14 protein-coding genes are annotated in these 16902 nt (G+C 49.1%); 3 read left to right on the top strand and 11 right to left on the bottom strand.

The annotated features are described in order from the left end of the window. Window positions 1-55: 55 nt before the first annotated feature. From ACQ6WK_RS02390 to ACQ6WK_RS02380, 3 genes are all read left to right on the top strand, one after another. Window positions 56-421, top strand: a complete 366-nt coding sequence (locus tag ACQ6WK_RS02390) for a four helix bundle protein (protein WP_432799143.1) — start codon at window positions 56-58, stop codon at window positions 419-421. Then, a complete protein-coding gene (locus tag ACQ6WK_RS02385; RefSeq protein ID WP_432799142.1) occupies window positions 418-1728 on the top strand; it encodes a beta-ketoacyl-[acyl-carrier-protein] synthase family protein in 1311 nt (436 codons plus the stop codon). The genes ACQ6WK_RS02390 and ACQ6WK_RS02385 overlap by 4 nt, the downstream gene beginning before the upstream one ends. 128 nt (window positions 1729-1856) lie before the next feature. Continuing rightward, the gene (locus tag ACQ6WK_RS02380; protein WP_432799141.1) at window positions 1857-3671 is read left to right on the top strand and encodes an SLC13 family permease; all 1815 of its coding nucleotides are present in this window, start codon (window positions 1857-1859) and stop codon (window positions 3669-3671) included. A 94-nt stretch (window positions 3672-3765) separates the two neighbouring features. On the opposite strand, the gene ACQ6WK_RS02375 is transcribed toward ACQ6WK_RS02380, so the two are convergent. From ACQ6WK_RS02375 to ACQ6WK_RS02325, 11 genes are all read right to left on the bottom strand, one after another. Then, window positions 3766-4701 (bottom strand): fibro-slime domain-containing protein, encoded by a 936-nt coding sequence (locus tag ACQ6WK_RS02375; protein ID WP_432799140.1) that lies wholly within the window; start codon window positions 4699-4701, stop codon window positions 3766-3768. 345 nt (window positions 4702-5046) lie between these two features. After that, window positions 5047-5865: a fibro-slime domain-containing protein gene (locus ACQ6WK_RS02370; RefSeq protein ID WP_432799139.1), complete on the bottom strand. Its 819-nt coding sequence runs from the start codon at window positions 5863-5865 to the stop codon at window positions 5047-5049. Window positions 5866-6139: 274 nt separating this feature from the next. After that, window positions 6140-6760 (bottom strand): PulJ/GspJ family protein, encoded by a 621-nt coding sequence (locus ACQ6WK_RS02365; protein ID WP_432799138.1) that lies wholly within the window; start codon window positions 6758-6760, stop codon window positions 6140-6142. 43 nt (window positions 6761-6803) lie between these two features. After that, on the bottom strand, window positions 6804-9059 hold the full coding sequence (locus tag ACQ6WK_RS02360) for a hypothetical protein (RefSeq protein ID WP_432799137.1): 2256 nt from the start codon (window positions 9057-9059) through the stop codon (window positions 6804-6806). Window positions 9060-9115: 56 nt separating this feature from the next. Next, complete coding sequence (locus ACQ6WK_RS02355; RefSeq protein ID WP_432799136.1) at window positions 9116-9733, bottom strand: type IV pilus modification PilV family protein; 618 nt, start codon at window positions 9731-9733, stop codon at window positions 9116-9118. A gap of 166 nt (window positions 9734-9899) precedes the next feature. Continuing rightward, the gene (locus ACQ6WK_RS02350; protein ID WP_432799135.1) at window positions 9900-11126 is read right to left on the bottom strand and encodes a type II secretion system F family protein; all 1227 of its coding nucleotides are present in this window, start codon (window positions 11124-11126) and stop codon (window positions 9900-9902) included. Between the two features lie 101 nt (window positions 11127-11227). Next, window positions 11228-12286: a type IV pilus twitching motility protein PilT gene (locus ACQ6WK_RS02345; RefSeq protein ID WP_432799134.1), complete on the bottom strand. Its 1059-nt coding sequence runs from the start codon at window positions 12284-12286 to the stop codon at window positions 11228-11230. 318 nt (window positions 12287-12604) lie between these two features. Then, window positions 12605-12949 carry a hypothetical protein gene (locus tag ACQ6WK_RS02340; protein WP_432799133.1) on the bottom strand — a complete coding sequence of 115 codons (345 nt, stop codon included), beginning with the start codon at window positions 12947-12949 and terminating at the stop codon, window positions 12605-12607. 697 nt (window positions 12950-13646) lie between these two features. Further along, window positions 13647-14285, bottom strand: a complete 639-nt coding sequence (locus tag ACQ6WK_RS02335; protein ID WP_432799132.1) for a PEP-CTERM sorting domain-containing protein — start codon at window positions 14283-14285, stop codon at window positions 13647-13649. A gap of 75 nt (window positions 14286-14360) precedes the next feature. After that, window positions 14361-14948, bottom strand: coding sequence for a PEP-CTERM sorting domain-containing protein (locus ACQ6WK_RS02330; RefSeq protein WP_432799131.1), 588 nt, complete (start codon window positions 14946-14948; stop codon window positions 14361-14363). A 396-nt stretch (window positions 14949-15344) separates the two neighbouring features. Then, window positions 15345-16373 (bottom strand): NAD(P)H-dependent glycerol-3-phosphate dehydrogenase, encoded by a 1029-nt coding sequence (locus ACQ6WK_RS02325; RefSeq protein ID WP_432799130.1) that lies wholly within the window; start codon window positions 16371-16373, stop codon window positions 15345-15347. Window positions 16374-16902: the final 529 nt, after the last annotated feature.

Genomic DNA, 16902 nt, shown 5'->3' with positions numbered 1-16902 from the left:
TATGATCGTGTTCATAGGCTATCTCCTAACACACGCATTGATAAGGAACCTAAAATTGGGCAGAGACCATCGCAAACTGAAGGCATTCCAAGCAGCCGACGAGCTTGTCGTCGCGACCTTCAAAGAAACCAGCAACCTACCTGAAGACGAAACCCATGGGCTTGTGCAACAGATGCGCACCGCTGCGGTGGCTGTCGCTTCAAACATTGTCAACGGATGCGCGCGGCCAACCATGCGTGAATACATGCACTTTCTGAATGTGTCCTTCGGCGCGCTTCGTGAAGTGGGATACCTCATCGAGCTGTCATACAAACTTGAATACCTCGATGAAGAAAAGTTCGAACGCATGAATGATTATTACGACGAAGCGGCCAAACTGCTTGCAGGGCTCATCCGTTCATATAAGGAAAATCGGGCGTGAGTAAAAGAGACGCGTCAAAGCGGGTCGTGGTCACTGGCATCGGCTGGGTCACACCGCTTGGCCATGATATCCAGACGGTTTGGTCCAACCTGCTTGCGGGTGAGTGCGGGATTGAAAAGATCGAGCATTTCGATGCATCGACCTACCCCACCACGTTTGCAGCACAGGTTCGGGACTATGATTACCGACAATTCGTGAAACACCCCGAGCTTCATGAGCATGTCGGCCTGAACACATCCTACGCGCTGGGCGCAGCGGCACAGGCTTGGGAATGCGCCGGGCTTAATGAGTTAGATGGTGACGGAAAACTGGATCATGACCGCCTTGGGATCTATCTCGGCAGCGGTGAAGGCACACTGGACTTTGACAATTATGTCGGCAGCAACCTGCACGGCTGGGATGCGTCTAATCGTGAGATAGACGCGGTCAAATGGGCTGAGAAAGCCAAAGAGCTTTTGGATGTCATGCGCGAGAATGAGCAGGAACCGCACATGCCGCTCACGCACTTGGCGCTTGAGTTTGATGCGCAGGGGCCAACCTACAATTGCCTGACCGCTTGTGCCGCTTCGACGCAAGCGATTGGCGAAGCAACCGAGATCCTCCGCCGCGGCGACGCCGATATCATGATGACCGGCGGTGCACATACAATGATTCATCCATTGGGTGTGACGGGCTTTAACCGCCTGACCGCACTTTCGAATCGTAACGACGACATGAAGACAGCAAGTCGGCCGTTCAGTATTGACCGTGATGGTTTTGTGCTGGGTGAAGGTGCGGGGATCATGATCCTCGAAACACTGGAACACGCTGAAGCTCGTGGTGCGAAGGTACTGGCAGAGATCACTGGCTACGGCTCGACCGCCGATGCGTACCGGATTACCGACATGCATCCGGAAGGCCGCGGCGCCGCAGCAGCTATGAACGGCGCATTGTCCGACGCTCACAGGACTCCTGCTGATGTCGATTATATCTCTGCACACGGTACAGGTACCAAAGAAAACGACTCGATCGAAACCAAGGCGATCAAGCGCGTTTTCGGCGACGATGCGCCGGAAACCCCGGTCAGCAGCGTGAAGTCGATGATGGGTCATTTAATTGCCGCAGCAGGCGTTTGCGAAGCGATCGTTTGTGTGCTTGCCTTGCGTGATCAGAAGCTCCCTCCGACGATCAATCTGAACGATCCCGACCCGGAATGTGATCTGGATTACATCCCCAATGTGCTGCGAGACACGAAGGTTGATATCTGTTTGTCCAACAGCTTTGGCTTCGGTGGGCAGAACGATACGCTGATCATTGAAAAGGTATGATTGACGCAGACGGATTGACTTAAGATGATGAGAGCAGTCTGAAAGGGCTGCTTTTTTATTTTTCTCGGTAGCGCCATGATTTTGAAGCAAGCGCAGCATCCGAGCATTCACTTATACGGATCGAATCAATGACTTGGGAAGCCTGGTTTGTCTTAGGAGTGATTGTCACTGTGTTGGTGATGGTCATGCGCAACATGGGGCCAGCAGAAATGCTTTTCCTTGGCGGATTGACGCTGGTGATCGCAGTAGGTGCGATCACAGGGAGCGATCTCTTACCAACCGGCGCAGAAGCAGTGTTGAACTTTGGTAATGCAGGATTGGTGACGGTGGGGGTTTTGTTTGTAGTAGTAGAAGGATTGGTGCAGACGGGGGCGATGACACGGATGATGCAGCCACTGCTAGGACGCCCCAAGAGTGTGTTCAGTGCGCAGGCAAGATTGCTCTTTCCGGTCGCTGGCCTCAGTGCATTTCTAAACAATACCCCCATCGTGGCCATGTTCATGCCCGTGGTGGATGACTGGTGCAAGAAGGCAAAGCTGAACCCATCCAAACTTTTTATCCCGCTGTCATACGCATCCATCTTCGGCGGCGTGTGCACCCTCATCGGCACAAGTACCAACTTGATCGTGATCGGCCTCATGGGCGAGTATGCGACCAAACCAGGTGCAACTGAAATCCTCGGCACAATCAACATGTTCGATCTCGCGTGGGTGGGCCTGCCGTGCGCCTTGATCGGGTTGGCTTATATTCTGATTGCAAGTAAATGGCTGCTGCCAGAACGTGTGCCTGCAGTATCTTTAAGTGACGACCCAAGGCAATACACCGTTGAAATGCTGGTGGAAGATGGCGGCGCGCTGGTCGGACGAACGATCGCACAAGCGGGGCTGCGTCACTTGCCGGGTTTATATCTTGCGGAGATTGATCGCGGCAGCCAAATTATGCAGGCAGTCGGGTCTAACACCGTATTAGAAGCCAATGACCGATTGATCTTTGTCGGTATCGTCGAGAGTGTGGTCGACTTGCGAAAAATGCGGGGGCTTGTCCCCGCAACCACACAGGTGTTTAAGCTCGGCGGCGAAGAAACACGCCGCTGCCTGATGGAGGCCGTCGTCTCCAACACCTGCCCGATGATCGGCAAAACGATTCGTGATGCGCAATTCCGATCAAACTACGGCGCAGCTGTCATCGCAGTTGGCCGTAGCGGCGAACGCCTTAAACAAAAGATCGGCGACATCAAACTCCAGCCCGGCGATACATTGCTACTCGAAGGTGAGCCAAGCTTCGTCGAACGACAACGCAACTCCCGCGACTTTTTCTTAGTTAGCACGGTTGAGGGATCAACACCAACACGTCACGAGCGTGCTTGGATCGCGATCCTTGTACTACTAGGCATGGTGGCAGCAATCACAATCAATGCGCAAACCATGCTGCTCCCCGCGGTCATGGTCGCAGCCGGCATCATGATCGTAACCCGATGCTGCACAGGAAGTGAAGCGCGACGGAGTATTCATTGGCAGGTATTGCTGCTCATTGGTGCTGCACTCGGACTTGGCGGCGCACTGGAACGGACCGGCGGCGCTGGGATTATTGCGGACAACATGATCCGCCTAGCCGGTGATAACCCGCTGCTAGTCTTGGGGGCTGTTTATCTGGTCACGATGCTGTTTACGGAAGTCATCACCAACAACGCTGCCGCAGCCTTGGTATTCCCGATCGCTTTCTCGGCGGCTGATTCGCTGGACGTGAACTTCGTCCCGTTTGCGATCGTGATCATGCTTGCCGCCAGTGCAAGTTTTGCCACACCCATCGGTTACCAAACTAACCTTATGGTCTACGGCCCCGGCGGTTACAAATTTGGCGATTACCTCCGCTTCGGCATCCCACTGAACATCACATTCATGATCATGACCGTACTGCTGACCCAGTATTTCTGGGGTTTCTAAACCCCTTGCCTCACGTAATACTTATACCTGCAAAAAAAAAACGCGGCGCGATCCTGTAAGATCGCACCGCGGGTTGTTAGGTAGTCAATCATTCTTAGTCATACAATGGGCTGATCGTGGATGGGTCCACCGCTTTGAGTTTCAGCGTTGTATCAATCCGGAAGTTCGATTGATTAGTATGACGTTCAGCCATAAACACATCCAATGAGTACTCACCGCCCGGTTCAAGTCCAAGTTGCGAAGCTTTCTCATCAAGATTCACTGAGCCTGATGCCTGTGGGTGAACACCGCCAAGGTCCACAGCTAGCCTGCCATTGATAAATACCCAAACATCATCGTCACCGGTGAATGTAAAGACCATCGCATAGTCTCGTTCAGCGGGATCTGTGTATGTAAACTTCGTACGAACATCAAAGGTCCAGTGGAAATTATGGTAGTAACCATCAGCAGCCCAACCGGAATTGCCAAAACCCTTGTTGTCGATCGGGAAGAAATACGTGGGTCGGGTCATCGCAAATGTGTACACACCACCCGGCTCATCACGATTGTTGTCGAGTGTTATAGTCACCGGAATGGCAATGTTTACATCTGGAACATCTTTGTACCACTGATCAAACGATTCATGAGATGAGAATGGCATCGGCTGTTTGCGCTCAACCGTCGTCTCTGTCACAACGGGTGTCGTATAATCACCCTTCTTTGGCTTACTGCCCGGCTTCTTTACCTTGCCTTTTTTATCATATGTCACGCCACCTGTCGTAACCGTTTTGGTTATGAACATCGCAGGATTAAGTTTTGGCACACCATCTTCACCTAATGTCGGTGCAACAAGACCGAGGTATGCGTAACGTGATGGTCCAGATGTGACATAATAATTTGAGTATTGGCCGTGCGTGAATGCTTCAAAGTCTGGGTGCGACACTTTAAAATCGCGTACAGTTCCCGTAAGTTCGATGGTGTCGGCTGTCGCGAGGGAGCACCCAGCCAGGACGGTCCCCGCGGTCGCTAAACCACATATCCATGATTTCATGAACCTACCCTTTCGGTGCCTCCGACAGGGTAAAATAATTTCATCCGAAGTCGCTGACCTGACCATCAGGCCTGCGCCCTGAACCCCTTCATTAGATCTTGCTGAAACGTACAATACGCCGTCTGGATAAACCAGTGTGAGCCGGAAGATTTGCCGGATAATCAATTTATCCAGACGTTATAAACGGACACGTACGTGATCCTGCCTAGGAGTTTCAGGCAATCTCATAAGATATGTTTAAGAAGAGAGGGGCCGCTGAATGTGATGACACACTGATCACGTCATTCAGACGACCCCACTCCGGGGCTCCCAAGTAACCACCTTGGGAGATGAAGGTATGGCCAATCAATCGTACAACGGGCTGATCACCGGAGGATCTACCGCCTTAAGCTTCAACGTTGTATCAATGCGGAAGTTTGATTCATTCGTGTGACGTTCCGCCATAAATACATCCAACGTGTACTCTTCACCAGGCTCCAAACCAAGCCATCTCGCACGCTGGTCAAGATTGATCGATCCCGACGCTTGTGGATGGACCCCACCAAGATCAACGGCAAGCTTGCCATTAATGAACACCCAAACATCATCATCGCCGGTGAACGTGAATACCATTGCTTCCTCACGGTCCGCAGGATCGGTGTAGTGGAACGTGGTACGCACTTCGAACGTCCAGTGGAAGTTATGCTGCTTACCATCTTTTGCAGTACCAGAATTACCAAAGCCCTTTTCATCAATCGGGAAGAAATAGGTTGGCCGTTCCATCGCAAAAGTATATACCCCACCCGGCTCATCCTGATGGTTATCCAGTGTGATTGTCATCGGTATGGTAATATTCACATCCGGCACATCCGTATACCATTGCTTAAAATTTTCCGGAGACGAGAACGGCACCTTTCGATATGGATCATTGAAGTAATCCATATTCAACTGCGGCAACCCGTCCTCACCCAGCTCGTTATTCACCAGTTTTTTATACGCATAAAGCGACGGTCCAGAACGCACGTACCAGTTTGAATACTGCCAATGTCCAAACGCTTCAAAGTCGGGGTGGCTCTTCTTAAAATCGCGTACCACACCAGCAAGCTCAATCGTGTCTGCGGAAAGATGCGAAGTGCCCAGCAACATCGTTGAGCCTATCGCAGCGGTACAAATCCAAGATTTCATATGACAACCTTTCAAAACCTCCGCATACAATCGCGGGAACACATCACTGATATCTACGAACAAGCCGCAGATTCATACCCTGAAAGCGGCTAATTAAAAGCTACAATTCAGGGTCCAGATAAGCGACTAAGATGGGTAAAATAGTGTGTTTTGAGCTTTGCCCAGAGGTTATTATCGGGACATCAAGACAGTTATCCATGATGCGACTATGGCGCATAAAAAAACGCCAACCCAATGGCCAGCGTGATTGTTTGTTTCCGAATAAAAGGTGCTGCTAATCGTCCAGCCGTCGCGGCATCGTTGAAGCTACTACTTGGATCTGCGTCTGCTCCGCAGTTTCAATGGCCAACGTGTTGTCCTCATCCGGCACAACCGTCAGCTCAACCGATCCACGCTCCAATACAATCACACCTTCATTATCAAAACGGTATCGCACATGGAATTTCGCTTTGGTCACACCTCCCAATAGCGGCTGATAGGTCTCGGTACTTCCAAAACTGAAGTCCTTATTGTCATCTACACGAACATACAATTGTTCTTCATCTTCAACATACTCAATGCGAACCAGACGCCCCTTGCTGTCAATCATCTCAATATGATTACAGGTAATAATGTTGCCGTTCAACGTCGCACCCGCATCGATACTCTGAGCAGAGGCAAGCGTCAGCGGCCCGTGCGCCGTCGAAGTTCGCACCATCGTCAGCAAACGATTGATCACCATCCGCGTGGAAGTTTGCGTAGAAGCAGATTCTGCAGCAGAAGCATACGCTTTGAATGAAGCATCGGTCGCAACCATGGTTGCTGTCAGTAACATCGCTGTGATCGCCAATGAGATCAGCATTTCAACGAGTGACAAACCTCGCTGCCGATGATGTTGTTGTGTTTGCTGCTTCATATTCACACTCAATGGATCATGCGCGCTACTTTGCCCCGCTCACTTAAGACGCGCCGGCTTCGGTATACGTGGCATAACTGGCTTTCACTTCAATCGGCCCCATAATGCCATCCGGCAATGGGATCGTTGGGTCATATTTAATCTGGATCACACCATACCCACCAGTTGGCATCGCGGCTTCAAGGTCGCCTTCACTCTCAGAAAAGTAGCCGATCGTCGTATTAAACTGCGGTGAGGTATCGCCCTTCACATTACCTTCACCTGATTTAGGCTGAAACGTGGTGATAACCGAACCGTTGATCTTGACCTGACCTCGCATATCGATCAAACCTGCCACAATCGTGCCGGAAAGATTGATGGTTTCATTTGCATCAGCTGGGTTATCAAACGTACCCATCTCGATCGAGTAGTTAGGCGCAAGAATCGTAGATCGTTTGTAAAGTGCTTTTTCTGCATCGGAAAGATAGTCCGAATCTTCAATCTTGAATTGCGTCTGGCCCGTAAAGGCGATCTTGTTACGGACGTGCGTAAATTCCTTTGGCGACTGCGTCACAATCCCGCCTTCAAACGTGCAACCATCAAAACGGAGATTATTCGAGATCGTTTTCGTGTTAGTGTAATCTGGAAACTTGTCAGACTTATTGTTTTCCAGCATACCGCCGTAATTATAATACTCGTCGGTATTCTCTACCTGCGTTTCGATGTAAGTCACACCACGGAACGTGCAATTGCGGAATAGTGCGTTAGTCCCTTTGGGGATCTTCACATCCGTGAAGGTCATGTTTTCATAAACCGGACGCTCGTAGTAATCATAAGGATGAGCGGCACCAAAGGGCACTGCTTCGAACACGCCATCTGAATCATAGATTGGTTTATCTGGATCGCCATCAGGATTACTGTTCGCTTGTGGTGTTGCCTGTGCGATCAGATCTGTCGTTGCCTTCGCGCCCAAATTGGCCACCGCACCATCAAAATCTTCTGGCTGAAATTGATACGCATCGTTCTGCGTCGCTTGGAATGTCAAGGCCGAGTTATTGTAATCTGGCGCGATACCACCTTGGAAATAATCCTGGTAAGCAGTAGAACCGTTTTCGTTCGGGTCCGCTGCGCCACTATTCCAACCATCTCGATCAGCGGTTACATAAACCTCGCCACGGATTTTGGCATAACGATCTTCCGAATCAATGTAGCCGTCGTTGTACCCTGCCCGGTTCGGATCCCCAAACGTATCGATTAGCTCAAGCACTTGTGCCGCAGCCACATCTGAAACACCCCGTGCTGTCAGATTCGAGACCGAAACACGCGTCAGATTTTCACCCGAATCAAACTGGCCAAACTCAGCCAAAAACATATCAAACTCATCAATATAACCGTCGCCGTTCACATCCAACGTTTCAGCATTAAGATCGCCAAGCTCCGTTGGATTATTCACGTTAATACGATTGTCGCCATCAGTGTCATGATTGGTTTCATTACCAACCAGCGATCCAACAAGTGCATCAAGCTTTGAATCTAAGCTTGCATGTAAACCGCGGAAATCCGACACCATTTGTATCGGGTGCCCATTCTCAATATGTGTTTCATCAAAACGTGATCCCACCGGCCCATCAATAATCACATTTCGACCAATCATCACACGTGAACTGGACAATAGTGCGTAGCGGATCTTCTTACTGATCTTGAAATCAAGTTTAATCGTACGAGATACCCGACCCGCGCCCTCTGGCCCAACATGTGATGTCACCGTCAAACGAACCCAAGTCGCATCAAGAGGATTGGCCTGCGAAACCGCGGGTGTGTATTGGCTATAAGGTGGTCGATTGTAATAATCTGATCCATAGTTCTCATCGACCAGTGGATGTTGTGCGAGTGTCGCAGAAAAAGTCGGTGCTTTTGGCCCCACCGGAATTTCTGGAATCGCCATGTAACCACCATCGCCAAAACCAAACGATTTATTATCGTATTGCAGGTCATCCTTGAGCGAGTTATAGAGTTCTTCTCGTACCTGCGTCCAAAGTGCCTGTGCATTGCCATGTGAGATCAGTCCATCTTGCGTTCGCACCTTTGAGGATGCCTCATTGATGCGGTACACCATAAAATGCATGCCCGTTTCAGCTGCCGCCAAAGCACGATTGATTTTGAGATGTGAATCAGCGGTCGAAAGATTACCCTGCGAAACAATCGCCATTGCGGTTGCAAGTGAGCCAAAGATCACGAGAAACATCATCGCCAATAGCGCTGCAGCACCGCGTTCACGATGGGCACGTCGCCTGATTGGATTGTCCCGATGTAAGCTCATCATGTTTTCTCCAGCCTCCTGCTGCTACAACTGCACGATCTCACCCAACACTCGATCTATCGTGTGACGACCCACGTCAGATTCGTCACCAGATCGCCCACTGTCTCGTTAGGCTCCGTGTAATACACATCAACATTAACGCGGATCACTTCAGAATCACCCGTCAATGGTTGCTTCACTTCTGTGGCAAGGTAAACCGCAGGCACTTCATAAATCGTCACCACCTGCGTCCAGTTTTTCATATCAGTAACTTCTTCCCGCAGTGCATTCACCGGCGGACTGAGCGTGATACCAGAATATTCTGTCGTTCCACCAACCAATGTCCCCGCAAAATCATCCAGATCATCCAAACGCTTAATGTCTGGGACCTTGCTCCCATCATCAAGTGTCTTCATCTCATTACTCTCGACACCAATGTTCGAAGCACCCGTAATAGGATCATTCAATGGCAAATTTAACGTCATTTCACGAATCTCATTCGCCAAGAGCATGGCTGTCCCCGTGCGTGTCGCCCAGTCATTCTTTTGATGATACGCCTGCTGCGCACCAACAATGGCAAGCACACCTGTGCCAATGATGACCGTGGTCAGCGCCGCTTCAATCAGCGTAAAACCGCCTTGGCGACGATACTGTCGCGAGCGGCCGCTTCTCAACTTATGCTCTTTGTAATTCACTATTCCTTATCCAATACCCTTCCCATGTTACTTCTCTACTCAATCGATAAGATTTACCGGACTCAATCACAAACATCTTGCCTTGCCTTGCGGCATTCTGTGATCATTTCATCAGCCCAGCCATCACGATCCGCACAAACCATCCATGCAAACATCTAGCTATCCGCTACTTCACCAGCGTCGACAGCTTGAAGATTGGCAGAATGATCGCCATCGCAATAAAACCAACAACCGAACCCATGATGATAATCATGATCGGCTCGATCATGCTGGTTACGGTTTTGATCACTTCGCGCAACTGCCGGGCATAAAAGCTTGAAACTTCATCAAGCACCTCGCCAAGCTTACCGGATTCTTCACCAGCACCAACCATCTGCACCACAGCAGTTGGCAACAGCTTCGTTTTCTGCAAAGGATTCGCAATCTTCTTACCTTGCTTCACACACGTGTAAACGGATTTCCATAGCCGTTTGAAGTGGCGATTGCCCGAAATCTCTCCAGTAATCGCAAGCGTATCCAACATCGGCACACCCGCATTCACCAACTCACCCATCGTGTGCAGTGAACGAGAAATATAGAGCGCCCGGAACATGCGGCTGAAAATCGGAATGCGCAACTTCGCGCCGTCCCACCACCAACCGCCCGCCTCAGTCTTTGTAAAAAACACAAACCCGATGACCATACCCAAGAGCCCGATCACTACCGCCCACCACCACTCAACCATAAACGCAGATAGGCTCATCAGGAAGACTGTCGGCCACGGCATCGCAGCTTCTTTACCCTCAAAAACTCCTGCAAAACGTGGCAAAACAAACGTCAACAGGAAAATCGTTACGCCAATCGCCAACGCACCAATCACCGCAGGATAAATCATCGCACCGATGACCATCGCGCGAGTTTCGATCTGTTGTTGAAGATAAGACGCGATCCGTTCCAACATCTGTGAGAACGAACCCGACATTTCAGATGCGCGCACCATGTTAATGTAGAGTGGCCCAAATAACTTCGGATGTTTCGCCAGTGCTTCCGAAAACTGCTTGCCCGATTCCACATCCTGCTTGATCTCTAGCAAGATCTGCTTGAACTTTGCGTTCTCGGTCTGATCCGCAATACCTTCCAATGCCGCACGGATCGAAATCCCCGCACGAATCATGACTGCAAGCTGTGTTGTAAAATTCAGAATGTCGCGCTGCGTCGGCCCTGACTGATAGTTCAGCGCTTTAAGCTTCTCACCAAGCGATTTGGTCTGACTGTTTGATACCGGCGTGAGCTGCAGAACAATGTTGCCCTGATTACGCAATTGCTGCGCCGCAGACAACGCGCTCTCGGCCGTCATGATACCAACCGATGTTTCACCGGCTGAAGTTTTCATTTGATAACGGTACGTGGGCATGTATCTTGCTCTTTCCCGTTGGTATCCCTAATACGTGCATCCTGCGACATCTTTCATCCCTATGCTCACCATTCCTTTAGCAAGCACAAACAAGCGCATTATTATGCGGCAAGTGAACGCTCCAACTTCTCTGGGTAAGCTGCCTGAGCAATCGCGTCTTCACGAGAAATCATCCCGTTAAAGAACAGCTCAGAGATTGCATTATCCAGAGAGTTCATACCGAGCGAACGATTGGTTTCAATCACGTTCGGAATCTCAAACGCACGATTCTCACGGATCAGGTTGCGAACCGCAGGTGTACACAGCATGATCTCAACTGCAGGCACCATACCCTTGGTATCAATCCGCTTGAACAATGTCTGCGACACCACCGCCTGTAACGTGTTGGCTAGCATCGAACGAATCTGGTTCTGCTCATCAGCCGGGTACATATCGATGATACGTTCCACGGTTTGCGACGCATTAACCGTATGCAAGGTCGAGAACACGAGGTGACCAGTTTCCGCAGCGGTAATCGCAGCGGCTGTCGTTTCAAGGTCGCGCATTTCGCCGACGAGAATGATGTCCGGGTCCTGACGCAAAACATGCCGCAGGCCAGATGCAAACGAAGGCGTGTCCGCGCCAAGTTCTCGTTGTTCAATCATGCACTTGTCGGATTCAAGCGTATACTCGACAGGGTCTTCAAGTGTAATGATGTGCTTGCGATAACGATGATTCATCGCATCAATCATCGCGGCCAATGTCGTTGATTTACCCGATCCGGTGTCACCTGTCACAAGTACCAACCCGCGCGGCAAATATGTCAGCCGCTGAATCACTTCCGGAAGGTTCAGATTCGCTAGCGGCGGGATATCTGTTTTGATCGCACGCAACGCAATACCGACACTCTGCCTTTGCGAGTGTGCATTCACACGAAAGCGACCTACGCCTTCAACTTGGTATGAAAAATCCGAATCCTTGATTTTCTTGAAGATCTTCATTTGATCTTCACCTGCCATATGCTCCAGCATCTTCATGGCGTCTACCTTGGAAATTTCCGGATAATCCATTGGCATCATCACCGTGTGAACACGTGCCATCGGCGGATGGCCCGCCACAATATGGATATCTGAAGCATCATGTTCCAAGGCTGTTTTGAGGATATTGTCGAGATCCATCATGGTCCTCACATGCGTGGTTGATTGATACGGCCGCGAAACAACACAAGCAGCAGCCCATGCGCATCATCGGCGCATGTCACTGAGATGGATATCGGCCCCTCCTTGAGCGAGGATAAGCGAGGTTTGTCCAATGGCGGGAATTACCCTGTTTTTGTAGCAGGTATGGTCGTTCCCAGCCGTACACCCCATACAGATACTACAAACCGACTTTCATTACTCCGCGCGCAAAATAATGGCGCATCAAGATATGTTCACCTAAAAACGATTCGACACCATGATTATGGGAAGTGATTAAGAAAAATCATTTCAAAGGCATAATCAAGCCTGTCGCGATGCTCGACGTTTCCGCCCTGCCAACCTAGACATCGCTAACGAAACAAGCAACACCGCCCCTGCACCTGTTGCGGTCGGCAGTGGCACTGTACGCGGCTTCCTTTTTTGCGGCATGATCCGCGCATACTCTTCTGCTTCAAGCAACGTGTCGTTCAAAACAGAATTCATAGAATCGTAATTGTTAATATCAATCTTTGTTGCGGCTATAGTATCAGCAACCGAATGCACCCCACCGTGATGCGCTTGAACAGACGCCAACCCAAGTTGCAAAATAACCACAACGATACTCACACGAAATACAACACCAAACTTCACTGTATACCTGACCATCTCTCATTGCCTCAATACGTCGCACGCCAAAAGCTCAACCATACCTTAGCCGCGAACAACGTCCGCAGTTTATTCAGTATCACTGATTCTTCTGGTCACAACATCCAGATATGGTATTGATTCATGCGGCAAACAAGGTGCCGCTGACACATATACACTAGATGGATGCAGGCGAAATGCAAAGGCGCTTCGCCGCCACGATCACTTCAAAATACGTTTCTGCTGCCCCTTAGAAATGAAGTGGATCGCAACGTCCGTGTTCACAAAATTTCACAAATCGCAAAGCATTTGCTGCCTTGCTAACTAACACCAAACCCATTCTATCACGCGCTTAGTGCAACAACAAGTACTTGTAATGTTTCAAATCTACGATTAAGTTATCAATTTATCTCTATCTATTGTTAACGATGCTTAACCTTTTTTAATCTCTCTTCAACAACCCAATCTTTATGGGAAACACAGAAATATTTTATCCATTTATTAGAACCTGCGACAAACGGAGCTAGAAGCGTATAGCACCATATTCCTAAGATCTTTACCATTAACAATCAAACACGCCCCCACTTTCTCCAGCTTTATGAATGAACCACCAAACCAATTAAACACTCATAAAAAAACAGTGCACTATCACGTGCACTGCATAAAAATATTTTTGGCTTAATCATATATATCAAAGTAGTTGAACTGCCCTACTCAATCATCTTCTTCGACAAACAATTGCCAAACTACCCAAACCAAGAAGCGCTAGTGTTCCTGGCTCTGGTGTATGAGGCCCAACACTAAAATCAGGACCATTATAAGGCAGTGTTTGAATGATCATCCGCACATGAACGGTATCCTTACCCTCACCCCATTGTTGCCGATCTGAGTACTGCTGATTATCCGGCGAATGTTCAAGCACATTGATCGCATCTGAGCCATTGTCTTCCTTGATAATCTGATCCGTATCATCGATTATCTCAGTCACCACCATCATCTTCATGCTGCCAGTGTAGATCTTACTACTCATTTCAAGAATAGAAGCATTGATTTCTTCACTAACACCATCCTGCATCGTAACATCAAACTCAATGATCATGGTCCCCATTGAAGTCGTATTCGTACCAAGTAACAAACTAAACTTGTTGTAGCCTTCTGCAACCGTGTATTCCGAAAGATCGCTTGAAATATCACCGGTTACTTCAACCACATTAAAATTCATATAGACGTGTTTCCCATCCATGGTTTCAACACTTGCACCTGCATTATTATTTAGCTGGTCAAGCGTAAAATAATTTGCTGAAGCATAGGTAGCACCACTGCAAACTACTGCGAGCATCACTAACATTCGACTCATCAAACTGTTTCTTCGCATCTCAAAACTCCCTGACATCTAATGATCTCGATCAAATACAAAAGGTACTGAACAAACTTAAGTATGCCTCTCAGGTCTAGCAGCCAACGCACTGAGACCAAGCAACAATAAAAGAATACTGGCTGGTTCTGGCACAGGATCAGAACCAACTCCGAAATCAATTTGTCCAAAATTTGGTGTTACAGGCGTTACTGATGGTGTTTCTGCAGGTGTCCCAAACAAGCCACCAGACGATGCCACACGTGGAACATTAAAAGATGTTGCTGGTGCCCTAAGTGGAAATGAATCTGCTTTAACACTGCTGCGATCCACACCAAATAGTCTCGCAGTTTGAACAACACCCAACTTATCGAAGATTGCATAAATAGATTGTGTCGGCCCAGACATTGATCGAATATAGACATATTGCCCAAGTGGCACTTCATGTTCTGAAGCCGCCCCCAAACTCGCAGGCCCTGTCACACTACCGGAAAGAAAACCTTCCGGCGTCGATCCAGTCAAATCTTTCATCGTAACAAATTGCTTCGTCATGCCGTTGATAGCTACATCAACTGCGAATGGCGCAGCCTGAGCCGCCCCCCCCAACAACAAACCAATAACACCGCTCAAACAAGCACAAAAGAAATGGCGGCTAGAAAACTGCATACGCCTCATCATGACTTTCTCCGCGGCGAATCAACCACCGCTTACAACCAATATCAACAACCGGCCGATGCCATACAAACATCGAAACAAATCGGCTTTAACTTTGTTGAAATTAATTAATTCCAACCAACACACTGCGCCACGATCCACCTTAACCAATCGGATTCGATTGTACTTAAAGCAACAACCAAAGCAATGTATATAACAAGTCAACATCATAAACATTGCCTGTAAAAATCGACTTCGCAACGTTTTAAAAATCAACGATTACTTGATGTCTTAAACACGCGACAAATACGACGCAATAAAAAACGTCTAACTCATGGTTAGACGCAAGTGTATCGCAGTAATCAATAACGGACGCTTAAATATTGCGAGCTAAGACTATCGCGCCAATCAGCCGACGCGTTCTGCTTTCAGATCGCGAGACATTAATCTGGAAATACCTTCAAGCGGATCAAGTCCTTCAAATAGTACCGCATAAATCGCCTGTGTAATTGGCATCTCAACCTGATACTTCTTAGCAAGCTGCACGACTGATCGTGTGGTTGGCACACCCTCCACCACGCCAGTGATGTTCTTAAGAACATCATCTAACTTCTTGCCACGGCCGAGCAATTCGCCACAACTACGGTTGCGTCCGGACGGGCTAAAGCACGTGGTCGCAAGATCGCCCACACCAGCGATGCCGAAGAACGTTTCATGTGATGCGCCCATGGCCAAGCCAAGCCGAGTAATTTCAGCAAGCCCACGTGAGAGCAACGCCGACTTGGCATTGTTGCCTGCTTGCAAGCCATCCAGAATGCCTGCCGCCAACGCGATCACATTCTTCGTCGCACCAGCCAACTCAACGCCGATCAAATCAGTGTTGGTATAGACACGGAACCAATGTGTATTGAACATGGTTTGCAAAGTTTGCGCGAAAGCTTCATCTTCCGAAGCGGCGCAAACCGTGGCGGGTAGACACTTGGCGAGTTCAGAGGCAACTGATGGGCCAGAGATGGCTGCGAGCGACCTGTTAGCATTGTGACTTTTTGCCGACGTTCGGGAAACCTCTTCAACGACCTGCGTGGGGCGAAGATGCGTGTCTTGCTCAATACCCTTGGAAAGGGATGCAATAGGCGCATCATGTGGGAGGAAATCAATAAGTCGCTTGAAAACTGGCCGCACATACTGCGTAGGGACCGCATTGATAATGACGTCTGATTCTAAAAGTGCGCTATTGTCCGCAGTGAACCTGATCGAGTCCGGCAATTTATAACCGGGCAAATAGCGAGAATTCTCTCGCGTCTGAATCATTTCTGCGACATAATCAGAGAAGGCACCCCAGACGGTAACTTGATAATCCTTGCTATCGAGGATCAATGCGGAAACGGTGGCCATGGCGCCATCGCCGACGATTGAGATATTTTTCGGCATACTCATCCTTATTCTGCCTGCAGTTAAAGCATGGGCGGTTATGACCGTAGTCATAGATGGAGTCGGCGCACAGGCATATGGCCGATCAAATCCTATTCTCATCACTGTTTGATCCGCTGGCAAGTGGTCGTAGCTATCAAGCATCATTGACATCAGGCCACGATTGGAAAGCCAAATTCGCCCTCTCTTCATAACAACCAACCCAAGTCACGGCATTTTAATGCTTTAAAGCAAAATTTTTTTCGTGTTAATCCGGCTCATCACCCCCCGGTTAATCTGGATCAGCGTGAGAAAATGGGGTAGACCGCGCGGATGTAAAGTGGAAGTTAGGTTCCCTGATTTAAATGCCGACAGAGCAGGAAGCAACGAGAATCCCTCGCCCAAATTTATCTCGGGCGGGTGACAGGAAAGCGACTTCCGGGTCAAATGGCTTGGAAGGAAAAATAAAAGGATTTTGGCTAAGTTGGTCGCAAGATACAGGTGCGTTAATCTGGGTTATTTACTAAGATGGGCGTTACATATCCCGCGGGGGTGA

This window comes from Poriferisphaera sp. WC338 (assembly GCF_050931845.1).
Lineage (GTDB): Bacteria > Planctomycetota > Phycisphaerae > Phycisphaerales > Phycisphaeraceae > Poriferisphaera.
This window is presented reverse-complemented; position numbering and strand designations above follow the sequence as displayed.